The sequence below is a fragment of the Bradyrhizobium sp. UBA2491 genome (genome assembly GCF_002341725.1).
Lineage (GTDB): Bacteria > Pseudomonadota > Alphaproteobacteria > Rhizobiales > Xanthobacteraceae > Bradyrhizobium.
On sequence record NZ_DDOP01000003.1, the window covers coordinates 72,733 to 88,930 of the forward strand.

Genomic DNA, 16,198 nt, shown 5'->3' on the forward strand with positions numbered 1-16,198 from the left:
GTCTCGTAGAGCTTGTTAGCCGAAGGGTTGAGCAGCATGAGTGGTGCGGAACGAAGCTGCGGTGGATTGGCGAGGCTTCTGATATCGGCGGGATTGGTGGTCGCGGGAGTTACGGCAGGCCATGCGCAGGCGGGGCCGCCCGGACCTCCGGCCGTCGGTGTGTTCGAGGCGGTAAAGCGGCCGATCACCGAATCCAACGAGTTCCTGGGGCGCGTCGAGGCTCCAAACCGCGTCAACGTGGTGGCACGCGTCACGGCTTTTCTGGAGAAGCGGAACTTCGTCGAGGGCGCCGAGGTCAAGGCCGGCGACCTGCTCTATCAGCTCGAGCGCGGCCCGTTCGAGGCCGACCTCGCATCGAAGAAGGCGCAGGTCGCCCAATTGCAGGCGACCCTGGTCAACGCCAAACTCACCACCGATCGCGCCAAGGCCTTGCTCGGCGGCCCGGCCGGCCAGCAATCGAGCGTTGACGCAGCAGTCGCCAACCAGCAGAGCCTCGAGGCGCAGGTGCAGGCCGCCCAGGCGCAGGTCGACCTGTCCCAGATCAATCTCGACTACACCATGATCCGCTCGCCGATCGACGGCAGGATCGGGCGTACCGCAGTCACCGAAGGTAACGTCGTGACACCGAGTTCGGGAACCCTGACCACCATCGTTAGCCAGGACCCGATGTATGTCACCTTTCCCGTGTCGGTGCGCGAGTCGCTCGAGCTGCGCGAACGCTACGTGACACGCGGCGGGTTCAAGGCCGTCGTCATCCGGCTGCGCCTGCCGGACGGCCGGCTCTATGAGAAGACCGGCGAGCTGAATTTCGTCAACAACACGATCGCGCAGAACACCGACACCATCTCGCTCCGCGGCACAATCCCAAACCCGTCGCTGTACAATTCCGCCGAGACCGGCGGTGCGGTGCGCGAGCTCACCGACAACGAGTTCGTGACCGTCCTGCTGGAAGGCGTGCAGCCGGTCGAGGTGCTCGCGATCCCGCGCTCGGCGGTGCTGTCGGATCAGGAGGGCGAGTACGTCTACGTCGTCGGCGCGGACAACAAGGCCGAGCAACGGCGGATCAAGCTTGGACAGTCGACCTCGACGATCGCAGCGGTGACGAGCGGCATCGCGCTCGGCGACAAGGTCGTGGTCGAGGGATTGCAGAAGGTCAAGCCGGGCGAGGTGGTCGCGCCGGGACCTGCCAGCGCCTTGATCCAGTCAAGCATGAAGGTTTCGGCGGACGGCGGCGCCAGCAGCACGCCGAAATCGATGGGCAACAACCCATGATCTCCGCTGTTTTCGTCGATCGTCCGCGGCTTGCGATTGTCATCGCGTTCGTAATCACGATCGCGGGCGCGCTGGCGCTGATGCAGATCCCGGTCGCCCAGTTCCCGGACATCGTGCCGCCGCAGGTCACCGTCTCGGCGGTGTTCCCTGGCGCTTCCGCCGAAGTGGTCGAATCGAGCGTCGCCCAGCCGCTGGAAGCGCAGGTCGTCGGCGTCGACAAGATGCTCTACATGAAGTCGACCAGCGGCAATGACGGCAGCTACACGCTGACGGTCTCGTTTGCGCTCGGCACCGACCCCGACATCAATACCGTCAACGTCAACAACCGCGTGCAGAGCGCGCTCGCGCAATTGCCGACCGAGGTGCAGGCACAAGGCCTGACCGTGCAGAAGAAATCCTCGGCCGTGCTGCAATTCATCGTGCTGTACAGCAAGAGCGCCGAGCAGGATCCACTGTTCATCACCAACTACGCCATCATCAACGTACTTGACGCGATCTCTCGCACGCCGGGCGTCGGGCAGGCGTCGCTGTTCGCCAAGCTGAACTATTCGATGCGGATCTGGTTCGACACCCAGCGGCTGACCAGCCTCAATCTGGCACCATCGGACGTGATCGCGGCGATCCGCGCCCAGAGCGTGCAGGCGCCGGTCGGCCGCATCGGCGCGCGTCCGATCAGCAACGACCAGCAGTTCCAGTTCAATGTGCAGACCCAGGGCCGCCTGACGACGTCCAAGCAGTTCGGCGACATCGTGCTGCGGGCCAATCCGGACGGATCGGTGCTGCGGATCCGGGACGTGGCAACGGTCGAAATCGGTGCGCAGAACTCGGACTCGGAGTCCCGGATCGATGGCAATCCCGGCGTGCCGATGGGCATCTATCTCGCGCCCGGCGCCAATGCCGTGACCACGGCGAAGGCCGTGCAGGCCACGCTGGCGAAACTGTCGGAGCGGTTCCCGCCGGGCCTGACCTATCTCGTGCAGTACGATTCCACGACCTTCGTCTCCGATACGATCAAGGAAGTGATCAAGACGCTCGGCGAGGCCTTCGTGCTCGTCGTGATCGTGGTGTTCCTGTTCCTCGGCAATCTGCGCGCCACGGTGATCCCGGCGGTCGCGGTTCCGGTCAGCCTGATCGGCGCTTTCGCGGTGCTGCTGGCGCTTGGCTATTCCGCCAACACGGTGTCGCTGCTGGCGATGGTGCTGGCGATCGGCATCGTGGTCGACGATGCCATCGTCGTGGTCGAGAATGTCGAACGCGTCATGGAGGAGGAGCCGGGGCTGTCGCCGGCCGACGCCACCAAGAAGGCGATGACGCAGATCACCGCGCCGATCATCGCGATCTCGCTGGTGCTGCTCTCGGTGTTCGTGCCGATCGCGTTCATCCCCGGCATTTCCGGCACCCTGTTCCGCCAGTTCGCGGTGACGATCAGCGCCGCGATGGTGATCTCGGCGCTGAATGCGCTCACGCTGTCGCCGGCGCTGTGCGCGGTGTTCCTGCGCCATGGTGGTCCGCGGCGCGGCATCATGGGACGGGTGCTCGACGGCATCGACTGGGTCCGCGACGGTTACGCCGGCGTGGTGCAGCGGCTGGTCCGCGTCGCGGTGTTGTCGTTGGTTGCGGTGCTGGTGTTCGCCGGCGCGGTGTTCGGGGTGTCGAAGATCACGCCGACCGGCTTCCTGCCGGAGGAGGACCAGGGTGCCTTCTTCATCGCGGTGCAATTGCCGGACGGCGCGTCGGTGGCGCGCACCAGCGAGGTCACCAAGCAGGTCGAGGCATTGCTGAAGAAGAATCCGGCGGTCGACCACGTGCTGTCGATCATCGGCTTCTCGCTGCTCGACGGTGCGAGCGAGCCGAACTCCGCCTTCATGGTGGCGCGCATGAAGGCGTTCGCCGATCGCAAGGCCACGACCGAATCGGTGCAGGCCGCGATTGGGCAGACCTTCGTCGGAGGTTCGCAAATCCGCCAGGCCTCGGTGCTGCCGTTCAACTTGCCGCCGATCATCGGGCTCTCGACATCAGGCGGTTTCGAATATCAGCTCGAGGCGCTGGAAGGGCAGGACCCGGCTTCGCTCAGCAGCGTGATGGGCGGATTGATCGGCGCCGCCAACCGCAACCCCAATCTGACCCGCGTGTTCTCGACCTTCACCGCGACCAATCCTTCGGTCTATCTCGACATCGATCGCGCCAAGGCGCAGGCGCTCGGCCTCAACATGGCCGACGTCTTCACCGCGCTGCAAGCCACGCTCGGCGGCATCTACGTCAACAATTTCAACCTGTTTGGCCGCACCTGGCAGGTCAACGTGCAGGGCGATGCGGCCGACCGCCGCGACATTCCCGACATCTGGCAGATCTATGTGCGCAACACCGGCGGCGAGATGGTGCCGATCCGATCGATCGCAAGCTTGCGGATCGTCACCGGCCCGCAGGTGATCACGCGCTACAACAATTATCGTTCGGTCACGGTGAACGGCAGCCCGGCGGCAGGCGTGTCGTCGGGGACTGCGATCGCGACGATGGCCGATCTCTCGAAGTCGACGTTGCCGGCCGGCTACTCGTATGAATGGACCGGCACCGCCTATCAGGAGCAGGCGGCTTCGGGACAGACCGGCATCATCCTCGCGCTGGCGGTGCTGTTTGCCTATCTGTTCCTGGTGGCGCTGTATGAGAGCTGGACGATTCCGATTCCCGTGCTGCTGTCGGTGACGGTCGGCGTGTTCGGGTCCTATCTTGCGATCAAGCTCGCGGGGCTGAACCTCGATCTCTACGGCCAGATCGGCCTGGTGGTGCTGATCGCGCTGGCCGCCAAGAACGGCATCCTGATCGTCGAATTCGCCAAGGAGCAGCGCGAGGCCGGCAAGCCGATCGTGGAAGCCGCGACGACGGGCGCGCAGATGCGCTTTCGCGCGGTGATGATGACTTCGATCGCTTTCATCCTCGGCCTGCTGCCGCTGGTGGTCGCGAGCGGTGCCGCGGAGATCAGCCGCCGCGCGGTCGGCACCGCGGTGTTCGGCGGCATGCTGGCGGCGAGCTCGATCGGCATCTTCCTGGTGCCGATGCTGTTCGTCACCTTCCAGGGCTGGCGCGAGGGGGTGAAGAACCGGTTCGGCCGCAAGGGACCTGCTTCGGAATCGACGACGCGCTCGTAAGTGTCGATGCGAGGGACTGCGACGCCGCAGGATTCAATGGAGACGAGCGCTGTATTCGTCGGGGAGACAGCGCTCGATCTCAACGCGTGCCCGGTGACGCTTCGGCCTCAATAGGCGCGCCGGTTCGAGATCGCCCCCCACACGAACAGGATGATGATCGCGCCGACCACGGCTCCAACAAGTCCCGCGCCCTGACCGGGCCCGTACCAACCGAGCGCCTGCCCGAGAAAGTTGGCGACAACCGCCCCGACGATACCGAGCACTGTGGTCATGATGAAGCCGCTGGGCTCGTTCGGGCCTGGCATGATGAATTTCGCTATGACGCCGGCAACAAAGCCGATGATGATCGTCCAGATGATACCCATCTTCATTTCCTTCCTGATGCGCGGTGACGTCTGTTGCTCACCGCTGAATCTCCGTAGGCATTGCGCCCGGATGCGAGCAGGCCGAGGCGACCTGCCCGCGATGTCGATGTTCAGCGAATAATTGTTCGATCGTGCTCCTCATCGCGTGTCTTCACGGCGCCGAAGCGGCCGCCTGCGGCACTTGCAACGGCGCTGAGAAGCAGTGCGAAGAACGCGATCAGCGCGACGCGAGACGTTGCCTTGGCTGCCGCGTCGGCAAATTGGGTTGCCTTCAGCTTGGCGTCGGCAACGGCTTGCGTGTACTGCCGCTGATAGTCCTGCACCTTGGTTTTGGCCTGGTCGACCGGGATGCCCTCCATCTGCGCCAGAGCCTGAGCCGCCTGATCGGTCGCTTGCTGCTGCTGCGCGGGATCCCCGGTCAACGCCGCGCGGATCGCGTTGAGAGCGCTGTCGCGAAGTTGTGCCGGGTCCTGGTTGGCGCCCGACGACTTGATCTGGCGCTCGATGTCGGACATCGGGTTGTCGGACCCGGCGAGCACGGGAACGGCGGCGTGGACCGCGCTATCAACGACACGTCCCGCGCCGCCGAGAATGCCGCCCATCGCGCCAAAGGCGCCGCCGACCACTCCGCCCACGGCCGAGCCAAGCAGAAAAAGCATGACAAGGGTTGCTGCGGCCCACGAGACCAAGCCGTGGTACCCGCCTTTCGACGCGAACGCCCAGCCGCACAAACGGCCGGCGACGTAGCCTCCCGCCAACGAGGCGAGCAGCCCGGCCCCGATCCACCAGATCGCCGCGGCGAGCGACAGCGTGCCGGCACTCGGCGAGCCGGTCGATGCCGGATCGATGCTCGCGAAGCCGAGCCCAAGGCCCAGCGTCGACAAGGCGATTTGCGTCACCAGGGCGGTGACGGAGCCGGCGAAGACCGCACCCCAAGACACGCCTGAACGAGACACGCCTGAAAAGGACACGTTCGAACTCGGACCTGAAGTCCTTCGTGTCGGCGCAACCGGATCCGCGGCGGATTGTGCCGCGTTGGCATCATACATCATGTCGCTTTGCTCCCGATTAGCCGCGGCGAAACAGCATGCCGGCGACAAAGCCGACAGCTCCTGCCAGCACGAGAGAGGAGAGCGGATAGCGTCCGACGGTATCGCCAGCGCTCTGCGCGGTCTGTTTCACATAATGACTTCCCTCGTCGTAGGCCTTGCCGGCAAGATCGCCAGCGTCGCGCATGCCATCCTTCGCCTGGCCGTAGAGATTTTGTCCCTTGCCTTCGATCTGCCGGGCTACGCCTTCGGCTCGGGTCTGCTGGTTGCCGGTAACATGGCCGAACGTTTCCTCGATCCTGCCGCCAAGGTCCTTGGCGGCTCCCTTGATACGATCCGAATCCATCGTCTCTTCCTCCTCGACGCCGGTCGATGCCGGGATTTCCGGCATCGAGCCATGCAATGCTTGCGTGGTGGTGTGCTTATTTCTTCAAGGCGTCGCGCGCGGCGTCCTTTGCCTTGCCGATTCCAGCCTGGGCCTTGCCGGCGATCTGCTCTGCCTTGCCCTCGATCTCGAGTCTGTCGTTGCCAGTGACTTTGCCGACGGCTTCCTTGATCGAGCCCTTGACCTGTTCGGCGGTGCCTTTGATCCGATCCTTGTCCATCCGAAACTCCTGAGTTGTGGCCGCGCGTTTTGCGCCCGGGAAACGTAGGGAATGCCCGTCCTGCCGCAATGAACGGGTTGCACTAGTTCGTTGATGAAATTGTACTAGTTGAGCTACTTTTTTGAGATGTAGCCGTGCTCGCGGCCCCAGATCACCGCTTCGCTGCGGCGATGAACGCCGAGTTTCCGGTATAGCGCCGACACATGGTTGCGTACCGTGTTGGACGATAGCGAAAGGCGCTTGCTGATCGCTGCGTCGCTCACGCCGTGACAGATCAAGCCGAGCACTTCGCTTTCGCGTGCAGTCAGCTTGGCCGCGGGGATTTCGATCGGGGTGTTGCTTGGCCGGCGGAGCGCAGCGAGTTTCTCCATAATGCCCTTGCTCAACCAGGATGCATCAGTCATGACGGCGTCGATCGCTTGCACCAGTTCGCGCTCCGTACGCTTGCGGTCGGTGATATCGAGGAATGTGGTCAGGACGCACAGCTGGTCGGCGATGGTGACGGTTTCGGCGGAAACGATGCAGTCGAGGTCGTTGCCGTTCTTGCACGTCAAGCAAGCTTCGAGCTTGTGGACGTGGCCGGACTCGACGATGCCGGCCTCGAACCGGTGCCGGCTCTCCGGCTGCGCCCACAGCTTCATGTCCCTGGGACTGCGACCGATCAGCTCGGCCTCGGCGTAACCGAACTGTCCGGCAAACGCGTCGTTGATGTTGACGAAAGCCTGACCGTCTACCTTCATCAGCGCGGTCGGTACCGGTGAAAGCTGGAACGCCTTGGCAAAGCGTTGCTCGCTCTGGCGCAATGCGGATTCCGCTTTCTCGCGCGCATCGAGATCCGCAAACGTGAACAGCATGCAGGCCTCCTCGCCGACCTCGATCGGCTGCCCCGCCATGATGACGAGTTTGCGTCCGCCGGCAGGCAGCGGCAGCACGGTCTCCGTCTGCGGAATTGTCTTCCCCTCGGCAACGCGTTCGCGGGTCGTTTCCGGATCTTTCGCCTCTGCAAGCAGGTCCATGTCGTCGATCGAGCGACCAAAAACGTCATCCCGGGCGTAGCCCATCATATCGAGGAAGCCTTGGTTGACCTTGACGAGGAGCTGGTCGGACTGCCGGCAGATGAAGGCAGGTGCCGGGTTGGCGTTGAAGGTGCGTTCGAAGCGGGCCTCGGCGGCAAAACGCTCGGTGACATCGGCGATCACCAGCACCAGGCAGTCGGGATCGCCTTTGGTATCGGTGATGACCAGACTGCGGATCTGGTGCACCCATTCCGGCTTCTCGCCGTTCTGTCCGTCGTGGTCGCGCGGCGCAACCACGACCACGACATCCACGAAGGCCTCGCCGGCGATCACTCGCTCGGCAGGATACTGATTTTCAGTCAGCAGATGATTGTTCCGGTAGCGCAGCACGAAGTTGTTGCGATACTCGTCGACCGTCGTGCCGAGCTGGTCCAGCGTTTCGACTCCATGCATCAGCAGTGCGGATTCGTTGGCCCAGGTGATGCTCTGGTCAGACTCGATGATGATTACGCCTTCGCTCAAGCCGGCAATGATCTTCTGAAGCTGCGAGCGATCAATCGTATTGGTCAAGGGCATGGCTCCGACGCCGCGAACCGCCGTTGCGGCAATCAAAAAGGCGGCTGTCCGGCCGCCTCCTTGCGTCGTCACATCGATCCGATGATGAACGGCTCAGGCCTCTGAAAGTTCCAGTCCGGCACCATTCGGGGGCCGCTGTTGCCGCGCTGGTGCCCTTTCTTGGCCGCCCTGGCGGAGCTAGTTTGATACAAGGAGCTGGAGACCTCAGGCCCCGAGCCGATTCCAAATTCGACCAAAGGGAGTTCGAGATTGAGCGTTGCGTTCACCAAGGAAGACAGTGCCGAGACCGCGTCCGAGACGCAATTGCCGGACCGTCCGATCTCGTCACATCCCAATCTGGTGACGGAAGCCGGGCGCAAGGCGCTGGAGCAGCAGCTCGGGGAGGCGCGCGCGGCCTATGAGGCCGCGCAGCTGGTCGAGGACGTCAACGAGCGGCGGCGCCAGTCGGCTGCACCGTTGCGCGATGCACGTTACTTTGCCGAACGGCTGCGCACGGCACAGGTGATGCCTGATCCTGCCTCGACCGAAATCGTTGCCTTCGGGAGCACTGTGACGTTCAGCCGCGCCGATGGCCGGGTGCAGACCTATCGCATCGTCGGTGAGGACGAGGCTGATCCCAAGGCGGGCTCGATTTCGTTCGTCTCGCCGGTGGCGCGTGCGCTGATGGGGAAGGCCCAGGGCGACGTCGTCGGGGCAGGCGATCAGGAGCTGGAGATCGTGGCGATCGCCTAACGCGAGATGAGGTCAAATCGTCATCTCGCTTCAGCCTCTTGTTCGCGCGTGATCTTTTCGGCAAACCGCTTCGCATGGTTCCGGATCATGCTCTAGCGTGTCTTCCGATCACGCCGCCGGCAGGGCAAGGCGCTCGATAGTCTGGATATGCCGCGCCAGAAGGCCGCAGGCTTGCTCGATGTTGCGAGCGCGCAGCGCCTGCAAGATCACGCGATGATCCTGGCTGGGCCGCGGCCGCCAGCCGGCGTTGCGGGCCATCGCGAACACCAGGCGCGAATTCGCCAGCTGCAACCCATCGAGGCTGGCGAGCAGGCGCGGCATCGCGCACGGCGCCACCAACGCGTGATGAAAGGCGCGATTGGCCATCTCGAATTCCTCGACCGTCTCGGCATTGTCGCCTTCGACCAGCGCGACCTCGATCCGCGCCAGCTGGGCCGACGTGAATTTCGGCGCCGCGTTGCGCAGCGCGACCACCTCCAGCGCGGCGCGCATCTCGGCGATCTCCTTCACCGATTTGGTGTCGAGCGGCGCAACCCGAACGCCACGGCGCGGTACGGCGACGACGAGATGCTGCGCCTCCAATTGCCTGAAGGCCTCGCGCACCGGGACGTGGCTGGAATGGAATTCGCGCGCGACATGATCCTGCCGGAGCGGGGCGTCCGGCGGCAACGCACCGCTGATGATGCGTTCGCCGATTGCCTCGGCGATGCGTCCGGCGGTCGTCGTATTCTCACCTTCATTCATCATAGATTATCTATCGCAAAAACGGATGCGCTCGCGCGCAGCGTCAGCTAGCATCGTTCTAAGTCCAAAATCATAGATAATATATCAGATTATCTATGATCCATAGCAAGTGAGAAAGCAAGCCCGATGGTTGATGTCGTTGAGATCGAACGCACCGAAAGCCGCGCCGGCGCGGTGCCGTGCAAGACCTGGCAGCGCGCCGAGGCCGAGGCGCTCTACAATCTGCCGTTCGCGGACCTGATGTTCCAGGCGCAGGGCATCCATCGCGCCAACTTCAATCCGAACCACGTCGAGACCGCGAGCCTGCTCAGCATCAAGACCGGCGGTTGCCCGGAAGACTGCGGCTACTGCTCCCAGAGCGCGCATTACGATACCGGCCTGAAAGCCACCCGCCTGATGCCGCGGGACGAGGTGGTCGCGGTCGCGCAGCGCGCCAAGGATGCCGGCGCCACCCGCTTCTGCATGGCCGCAGCCTGGCGCAGTCCCAAGGACCGCGATCTCGATCAGGTCTGCGACATGGTCAGCGCGGTGAAGGGCCTCGGCATGGAGACCTGCGTCACGCTCGGCATGCTGACGCCAACGCAAGCCGAGCGCCTCTCCGGGGCCGGGCTCGATTTCTACAACCACAATGTCGATACCTCGCCCGAATTCTACGACAAGATCATCACCACCCGTACCTTGCAGGATCGCATCGATACGCTCGCGCATGTGCGTGACGCCGGCATCAAGGTCTGCTGCGGCGGCATCATCGGCATGGGTGAACAGGTCGAGGACCGGCTCGGCATGCTGATGCTGCTCGCCAATCTCCCCAGCCATCCTGAAAGCGTGCCGATCAATCTGTGGAACGAGGTCAAGGGCGTGCCGGTCAACGACACCGCCGAGCGTCCCGATCCGATCGCACTGGTGCGGCTGGTCGCGACAGCGCGGATCATGATGCCGCAAAGCGTGGTGCGGCTGTCGGCCGGACGGCAGTACATGACCGACGAGTTGCAGGCGATGTGCTTCCTGGCCGGCGCGAACTCGATCTTCATCGGCGACGTGCTGCTGACCACCAAGAACCCGCAGCGCGATCGCGACGCCGATCTGCTGGACCGGCTCGGCATCACCTCCCGCCTCGCCTGATCGCAACCTCCAGCACGCGCGCGGCGTCATTCGCCGCGCGACCAACTGCAAATCTGTGAGTGAAGCATGAGCGCAATCCATGCGGCCAACGCCGCTGATTACGCCGCGGCCTTGCACGCCCTGAGCAAGGACGATCGGCTGCGCGGTCTCAAGCCGCGCGCGGGCATCGATTTCGTCTCGAACGATTATCTGGCGCTGGCGACCGCGCCGCGCATCAAGCAGGCCGTTGCGGCCGCGCTCGAGGCCGGCACGCCGGTCGGCGCCGGCGGCTCGCGGCTGCTGCGCGGCAATTGCGAGGAGCACGAGAGGCTGGAGACTGAAGCCGCCGCGTTCTTCCGCGCCGAGACCGCGCTGTTCTTCGGTGGCGGCTATGTCGCCAATTTCGCGGTGCTGACGACGTTGCCGCAGCGTGGCGACCTGCTCGTGCTCGACGCCTTGGTGCATGCGAGCATCCACGAGGGCGCGCGGGCCGGCCGGGCCGAATTCCGCTTCAGCGGCCACAATGATCCGCAGTCGGTCGAGGACACCATTCGCGGCTGGCGCGCCGAGGGTGGAACGGGCCGGGTCTGGATCGTGGTCGAGAGCGTCTACAGCATGGATGGCGACATCGCGCCGCTCGACGACCTCATCGCCATCGCCGACCGGCACGATGCCTTCCTGATGGTCGATGAGGCGCACGGCACCGGCGTCTATGGCGAGCAGGGGCGCGGGCTCACGGCTCCCTATGAGGGCCGCGAGAACCGCGTGATCGTCCACACCTGCGGCAAGGCGCTGGGCGCAGCGGGCGCGCTGGTCACGGCCCCGACCGTGCTGCGCGATTTCATGGTCAATCGCTGCCGCCCGTTCATCTTCGCCACCGCGCCGTCGCCGCTGACCGCCGTGGCCGTGCGCGAGGCGCTGCTGATCCTGCGAGAGGAGCCCGAGCGTCAACAGCGCCTGGCTAGCCTTGTTGCATTCACCCATCACGAGCTCGAAGCGCGCGGCTGGCGCAGCCCGTCGCGCTCGCAGATCGTGCCCTATATCGTCGGCGACAATGCACGCGCGATGCAGCTCGCCTCCGCGCTACAGGCGCGCGGCTTCGATATCAGGGGCATCCGGCCGCCAACCGTGCCGACAGGCACCGCGCGGTTGCGGATTGCGCTGACCCTCAATGTCGACGAGGACGATGTGCGCGCGCTGCTCGACGCGCTCGTCGTGGAGACCAATGGATGGCCGCAATGAGCAACGCGATCGTGGTGACCGGCACCGACACCGGAATTGGCAAGACCATCTTCTCCGCAGGCCTCGCCGGCTTCCTCGACGCGAGTTACTGGAAGCCGGTCCAGTCTGGCCTCGACGAGGAAACCGATGCGCAATTGGTTGCCCGGCTTGGCGGCATCCCGGCCGATCGCATCGTGCCGGAACGCTACCGGCTTCGAACGCCGGCATCGCCGCATCAGTCCGCCGCGATCGACGGGGTGCTCATCGATCCCGTCGCGCTCGACGTGCCGACATCGGGAGACCGGCGGCTGGTGATCGAAGGCGCCGGCGGGCTGATGGTGCCGCTGAACGACGACACGCTCTACATCGACATGTTCGAGCGATGGCGGCTTCCGGTCGTGCTCTGTGCCCGCACCGCGCTCGGCACCATCAATCACTCGCTGTTGTCGGTCGAGGCGCTGCGCAAGCGCCGGATCGATATCCTCGGCATTGCGTTCATTGGCGACAGCAATCCCGAAAGCGAGCGCGCGATCTGCGCGTTCGGGCAGGTGCGCCGGCTCGGCCGGCTGCCGCTGCTGTCGCCGCTCACGGCGGACACGCTGCAAGCGGCATTCAGCGATGCATTCTGGCGCGAAGATTTCAACCCATGATGCGCTCGCCGACGTCGCCGATCTGGCACCCGTTCACCCAGCACGCGCTGCACGGCGCGATGACGAAGATCGTGCGCGGCGAGGGCGCCTATCTCTACACCGCCGATGATCGCCGCATCATCGATGCGATCGCGTCCTGGTGGGTGGTGACCCATGGCCATTGCCATCCGCATATCGTGCGCGCGATCCAGCAGCAGGCCGAGCAGCTCAACCAGATCATCTTCGCCGGCTATACCCACGACCCGGCCGAGCAGGTGGCCGCGCAATTGCTGAAGCTGACGCCTGAAGGACTAGACCACGTGTTCTTCTCCGACTCTGGCTCGACCAGCGTCGAAGTGGCGCTGAAAATGGCGCTCGGCTATTGGCACAATATCGGCGTGCCGCGCACGCGGATCATCGTGATGCAACACTCCTACCACGGCGACACGGTCGGGACGATGTCGGTCGGTGCGCGCGGGGTGTTCAACAGGGCCTATGAGCCGCTGCTGTTCGACGTCGCGTCGATCCCGTTTCCTGCGGCCGGTCATGAGCAGGCGACGCTCGATGCGCTCGAAGCCGCGTGCAAGGACGAAGCCGCGGCAGCCTTCATCGTCGAACCGCTGATCCTGGGCGCCGGCGGCATGCTGATGTATCCCGCCTGGGTGCTCAAGGAGATGAAGCGCATCTGCGAGGCCTCGAATGTGCTGTTCATCGCCGATGAGGTGATGACCGGCTGGGGCCGAACCGGCACCTTGTTCGCATGCGAGCAGGCCGATGTCAGGCCGGATATAGCCTGCTACTCCAAGGGACTGACCGGCGGATCATTGCCGCTCGCGGTGACGCTGTGCCGTGCCGAGATCTACGACGCGCATTACTCCAGCGACCGTTCGCGGATGTTCTTCCATTCCAGCTCCTACACGGCAAACCCGGTCGCTTGCGCCGCGGCGCTCGCGAATCTCGAGCTCTGGCAGCACGGCGCCGGCGAGCGTGTTGCGTCGGTCGCCGCGATGCAGGAGCATCTGATCGGGCCATTCCGCGCCGATGCACGTTTCGAAAACGTTCGCCGCACCGGGACCATCACCGCACTCGACCTGAAGGCCAGCGATGCCGGCTATCTCGCCGGCATCGGCCCCAGGCTCCTGGCCTTCTTCGAACGCCGAAACCTGCTGCTGCGTCCGCTCGGCAACACGATCTACGTCATGCCGCCTTACTGCGTCACCGAGGCGGATCTTCAGGAAATCTATGCGGGGATCAGCGATGCAGCGGATAACTTGGCGTGACGTCAATCCGACCGGCCTGCGGGTGACGGGCGTTTCGCAGCGTTGATACAACTTGCGCGCGAGGCTTGGGTGTGCTCTGACCGGAGACATTACCGATTGGCACAGTCTCCGGAGACCTCGAATGGGATTGTTCGACTGGTTCAAGCCCAAGACCCAGAAGCATGGTCCGACCTTGGAGGGACTTTACGGTGGATTGCCCAAAGGGGTGCATTGGGTCGGTGGAGCCGATCCGGCGGGTGACCCCGAAGGCTTCGTCCCGGATTCTCAGGCGTACGTATTCGATATCGTCGAATGGCGATGGGAGCAGCAGCTCTGGATCGACGCCAGGGCCGGTTCCGACGGCGACCAGGCGGGGTTTGGTCTCGTGCTCGTTCTGTCCGATGGCAGTAACACGGATGCCGTCGAGGTCTGGGAGCCGAAGTTTGGCGGCCCGGTCCTCAAGGAGCGTCAGGAATGGACCATTCCTCGCGGCCATCCGACCCGGGAGTTGGCGCTGCTCTCGCGAGGCGATCCAACGACCCGGCTACTTCGCAGGCTCGAACAATGCTTCGGTTACGAGCCGCATGCGCATCCCGCCTTGCCCGATCGGGCCGCCGTGATCGGCGAGCTGCTGATGTTGCGGGGAGTTATCGTTCCCGAGGAAGGTCGCTTCACCGCACGGATGAAGGTCGTGCTCCAGGAGAGGGAAGGTTGGCCCTACGGCGAGTTCTTCCTGAACATCAATTCGGTCCGCAAGCTGCTCTGGGTCTCAGAAAAATCGAGCGAGTACAGGATCCCGATACTGACCCGGATCTCTCATGCCGGCGTCGCCACGCCGGCATGAGCCGCGGCCGATCCGGACAGCCGTGCCCCGGGGGATGACTGGCGAACGACGCGGCGTCAACGTCTGAAGGCCCGCTCGGAATCTCATGATTATGTCGCGGCCCGCCACTTGGGCTCGCGTCCGACATCGGCGTGCCTTGCAGGCACGCCGATGAGCCGAAGGGTCAGTGCCTGTGCGGCGCCGGGCGCGGCCTGGGTGCGGGATGCGGCCGTGGCGCAGGGTGCGGCCGCGGTGCCGGCCGTGACACATGCGGCGGCGGGCGCCGGGGCGGCGGTGGAGGACGGTGCACAGCCGGACGCGCGACGTGCGGTACCGGCGGATGCGCGACCGCGCGCGGCGCAGGCGGAGAGTGCTGTGCGAATTGCGGTCTTGGCGCATGCGCGGCCGGAGCCGCGACATGCGGTGCCGGTGCGGGATGGTTGCCAGCGCCGGGCGATGTGTGGCCCGTCGGTAGCGTGTGCGTCGTCGTTTGAGCATGTTCTGTCGGCGGAGCGTGCACCGCCGGCAGCGCGTTTCCTGTCGGGAGCGCGTGTCCCGCTGGCGGAGTGTTGCCCGTCGTCGGAGCGTGCTCTGCCGGTGGAGCGTGCACCGCCGGCAAGGCGTTGCCCGACGGCAAAGCGTGTCCGGGAGGCACGGTGTTTGCCGTCGTGGGTTGCGCATGTCGCGGTGGCGGCGCCGCGATCGGCTTGCCCGGATGCGCGGCGATCACGCCGGCGCCGCTGAACCGTGCGGCGTGCGCGGTCGCGGCGACTGCCGGATGACCATGGTTGTTGGCGAGCGCCAGCGCAGGGTCCTTCATCGCTGCTTCCGCGTGCCGCGTCTGCTCGCTGGTCGGCGCCACGTGATGCTCACTCATCGCCGCGAGCTGCTGCGGCGTTGGCCTCACGGTGGTGCCGCCAGTGCCGCCATTGTAGCTGATGTTGGTCGTGTTGTTGATGACGGTCTTGTTGTAGACGTTGGTGACCGAGACATTGGTGATGTTGTTGACGGTGCGGTTGTAGAAGAAGCTGCCGCCGCGCCAGTAGCCGCCGTCATAGCCGAGGCCGGTGTAGCCGAAGCCATAGGAGATGCCGCCGTAGAAGCCGACGGTTGCTCCCCAGTATCCGGCGTGGAAGGCGTAGACGCCATCGTTCCAGCCCCAGTAACCGGGCGTCCATAGCAATTCAGGAGCGGGCGGCAGCACCCACGTGCCGGGCACCCAGTAGTAACCGATGTCGTCGCTCCATGCCCAATAACCCGGAGTCCAGATGTAGCCGTCGCCGGGGATCGGCGGTTGATCGTAGACGGGCAATGGCGGCGGGGCCACATCGACGCTGATGCCGATGCCGATGGCGATCTGCGCGCGGGCAGCGTGAGGCGGCGAGAGACAGCAGAGGCTGAGAGCTAAGGCGAAAGGCAGTCCGGCGATGCGGCGCATGGCACTTACTCCAATCTTCTTCCCCCAGCTCGTGGAGTCGAATAGGCGCGCCGACATGAACCCGTTGTGAATTTGTCCACCGATACGCGATCACGACATCGCGCGACGCAGAGATTGTTCGCAGCGGTTCATGCAATTCAGCTCGGTGTCAGGATGGAACGCGATCGCGCGAACGAATGTTCGAGCATTGCGTGAAACATGAGAGCGCGACGTAGCTGTTTC

General features: G+C 64.7%; 15 protein-coding genes. 8 read left to right on the top strand and 7 right to left on the bottom strand.

Annotated features, from left to right (window positions below; translation table 11 throughout):
- The first annotated feature begins 36 nt into the window (after positions 1-36).
- Positions 37-1,272 (top strand): efflux RND transporter periplasmic adaptor subunit, encoded by a 1,236-nt coding sequence (locus tag B2W55_RS01015; protein WP_024584514.1) that lies wholly within the window; start codon positions 37-39, stop codon positions 1,270-1,272.
- Positions 1,269-4,418 carry an efflux RND transporter permease subunit gene (locus B2W55_RS01020; RefSeq protein ID WP_024584513.1) on the top strand — a complete coding sequence of 1,050 codons (3,150 nt, stop codon included), beginning with the start codon at positions 1,269-1,271 and terminating at the stop codon, positions 4,416-4,418. The genes B2W55_RS01015 and B2W55_RS01020 overlap by 4 nt, the downstream gene beginning before the upstream one ends.
- 107 nt (positions 4,419-4,525) lie before the next feature.
- Here B2W55_RS01020 and B2W55_RS01025 read toward each other — a convergent pair whose 3' ends face one another.
- The 5 genes from B2W55_RS01025 to B2W55_RS01045 all read right to left on the bottom strand — a co-directional run bounded on the left by B2W55_RS01025 (position 4,526) and on the right by B2W55_RS01045 (position 8,023).
- Positions 4,526-4,783, bottom strand: a complete 258-nt coding sequence (locus B2W55_RS01025; protein ID WP_024584512.1) for a GlsB/YeaQ/YmgE family stress response membrane protein — start codon at positions 4,781-4,783, stop codon at positions 4,526-4,528.
- A gap of 110 nt (positions 4,784-4,893) precedes the next feature.
- Complete coding sequence (locus B2W55_RS01030; protein WP_244442327.1) at positions 4,894-5,835, bottom strand: PhnA-like protein; 942 nt, start codon at positions 5,833-5,835, stop codon at positions 4,894-4,896.
- Between the two features lie 16 nt (positions 5,836-5,851).
- Positions 5,852-6,223: a CsbD family protein gene (locus B2W55_RS01035; RefSeq protein ID WP_052506872.1), complete on the bottom strand. Its 372-nt coding sequence runs from the start codon at positions 6,221-6,223 to the stop codon at positions 5,852-5,854.
- A 31-nt stretch (positions 6,224-6,254) separates the two neighbouring features.
- Positions 6,255-6,437 (bottom strand): CsbD family protein, encoded by a 183-nt coding sequence (locus B2W55_RS01040; protein WP_024584509.1) that lies wholly within the window; start codon positions 6,435-6,437, stop codon positions 6,255-6,257.
- 113 nt (positions 6,438-6,550) lie between these two features.
- A complete protein-coding gene (locus B2W55_RS01045) occupies positions 6,551-8,023 on the bottom strand; it encodes a helix-turn-helix transcriptional regulator (protein ID WP_024584508.1) in 1,473 nt (490 codons plus the stop codon).
- A 255-nt stretch (positions 8,024-8,278) separates the two neighbouring features.
- Between B2W55_RS01045 and greA the strand changes: the two genes are divergently transcribed.
- The gene (gene greA / locus B2W55_RS01050; RefSeq protein WP_024584507.1) at positions 8,279-8,761 is read left to right on the top strand and encodes a transcription elongation factor GreA; all 483 of its coding nucleotides are present in this window, start codon (positions 8,279-8,281) and stop codon (positions 8,759-8,761) included.
- Positions 8,762-8,869: 108 nt separating this feature from the next.
- Here the strand turns inward: greA and B2W55_RS01055 are convergent, their stop codons facing one another.
- Positions 8,870-9,508 carry a GntR family transcriptional regulator gene (locus tag B2W55_RS01055; RefSeq protein WP_024584506.1) on the bottom strand — a complete coding sequence of 213 codons (639 nt, stop codon included), beginning with the start codon at positions 9,506-9,508 and terminating at the stop codon, positions 8,870-8,872.
- Between the two features lie 123 nt (positions 9,509-9,631).
- On the opposite strand from B2W55_RS01055, the gene bioB reads away from it, so the two are divergent.
- From bioB to B2W55_RS01080, 5 genes are all read left to right on the top strand, one after another.
- Positions 9,632-10,627 carry a biotin synthase BioB gene (gene bioB / locus B2W55_RS01060; RefSeq protein WP_024584505.1) on the top strand — a complete coding sequence of 332 codons (996 nt, stop codon included), beginning with the start codon at positions 9,632-9,634 and terminating at the stop codon, positions 10,625-10,627.
- 66 nt (positions 10,628-10,693) lie between these two features.
- Positions 10,694-11,848: an 8-amino-7-oxononanoate synthase gene (locus B2W55_RS01065; protein ID WP_024584504.1), complete on the top strand. Its 1,155-nt coding sequence runs from the start codon at positions 10,694-10,696 to the stop codon at positions 11,846-11,848.
- Positions 11,845-12,477 carry a dethiobiotin synthase gene (gene bioD / locus B2W55_RS01070; RefSeq protein WP_024584503.1) on the top strand — a complete coding sequence of 211 codons (633 nt, stop codon included), beginning with the start codon at positions 11,845-11,847 and terminating at the stop codon, positions 12,475-12,477. The genes B2W55_RS01065 and bioD overlap by 4 nt, the downstream gene beginning before the upstream one ends.
- Entirely contained in the window at positions 12,474-13,736 is a 1,263-nt protein-coding gene (locus B2W55_RS01075; protein ID WP_024584502.1) for an adenosylmethionine--8-amino-7-oxononanoate transaminase, read from the top strand. The genes bioD and B2W55_RS01075 overlap by 4 nt, the downstream gene beginning before the upstream one ends.
- A gap of 121 nt (positions 13,737-13,857) precedes the next feature.
- The gene (locus tag B2W55_RS01080) at positions 13,858-14,559 is read left to right on the top strand and encodes a hypothetical protein (protein ID WP_024584501.1); all 702 of its coding nucleotides are present in this window, start codon (positions 13,858-13,860) and stop codon (positions 14,557-14,559) included.
- Between the two features lie 163 nt (positions 14,560-14,722).
- On the opposite strand, the gene B2W55_RS01085 is transcribed toward B2W55_RS01080, so the two are convergent.
- The gene (locus B2W55_RS01085) at positions 14,723-15,976 is read right to left on the bottom strand and encodes a YXWGXW repeat-containing protein (RefSeq protein WP_024584500.1); all 1,254 of its coding nucleotides are present in this window, start codon (positions 15,974-15,976) and stop codon (positions 14,723-14,725) included.
- Positions 15,977-16,198 lie beyond the last annotated feature (222 nt).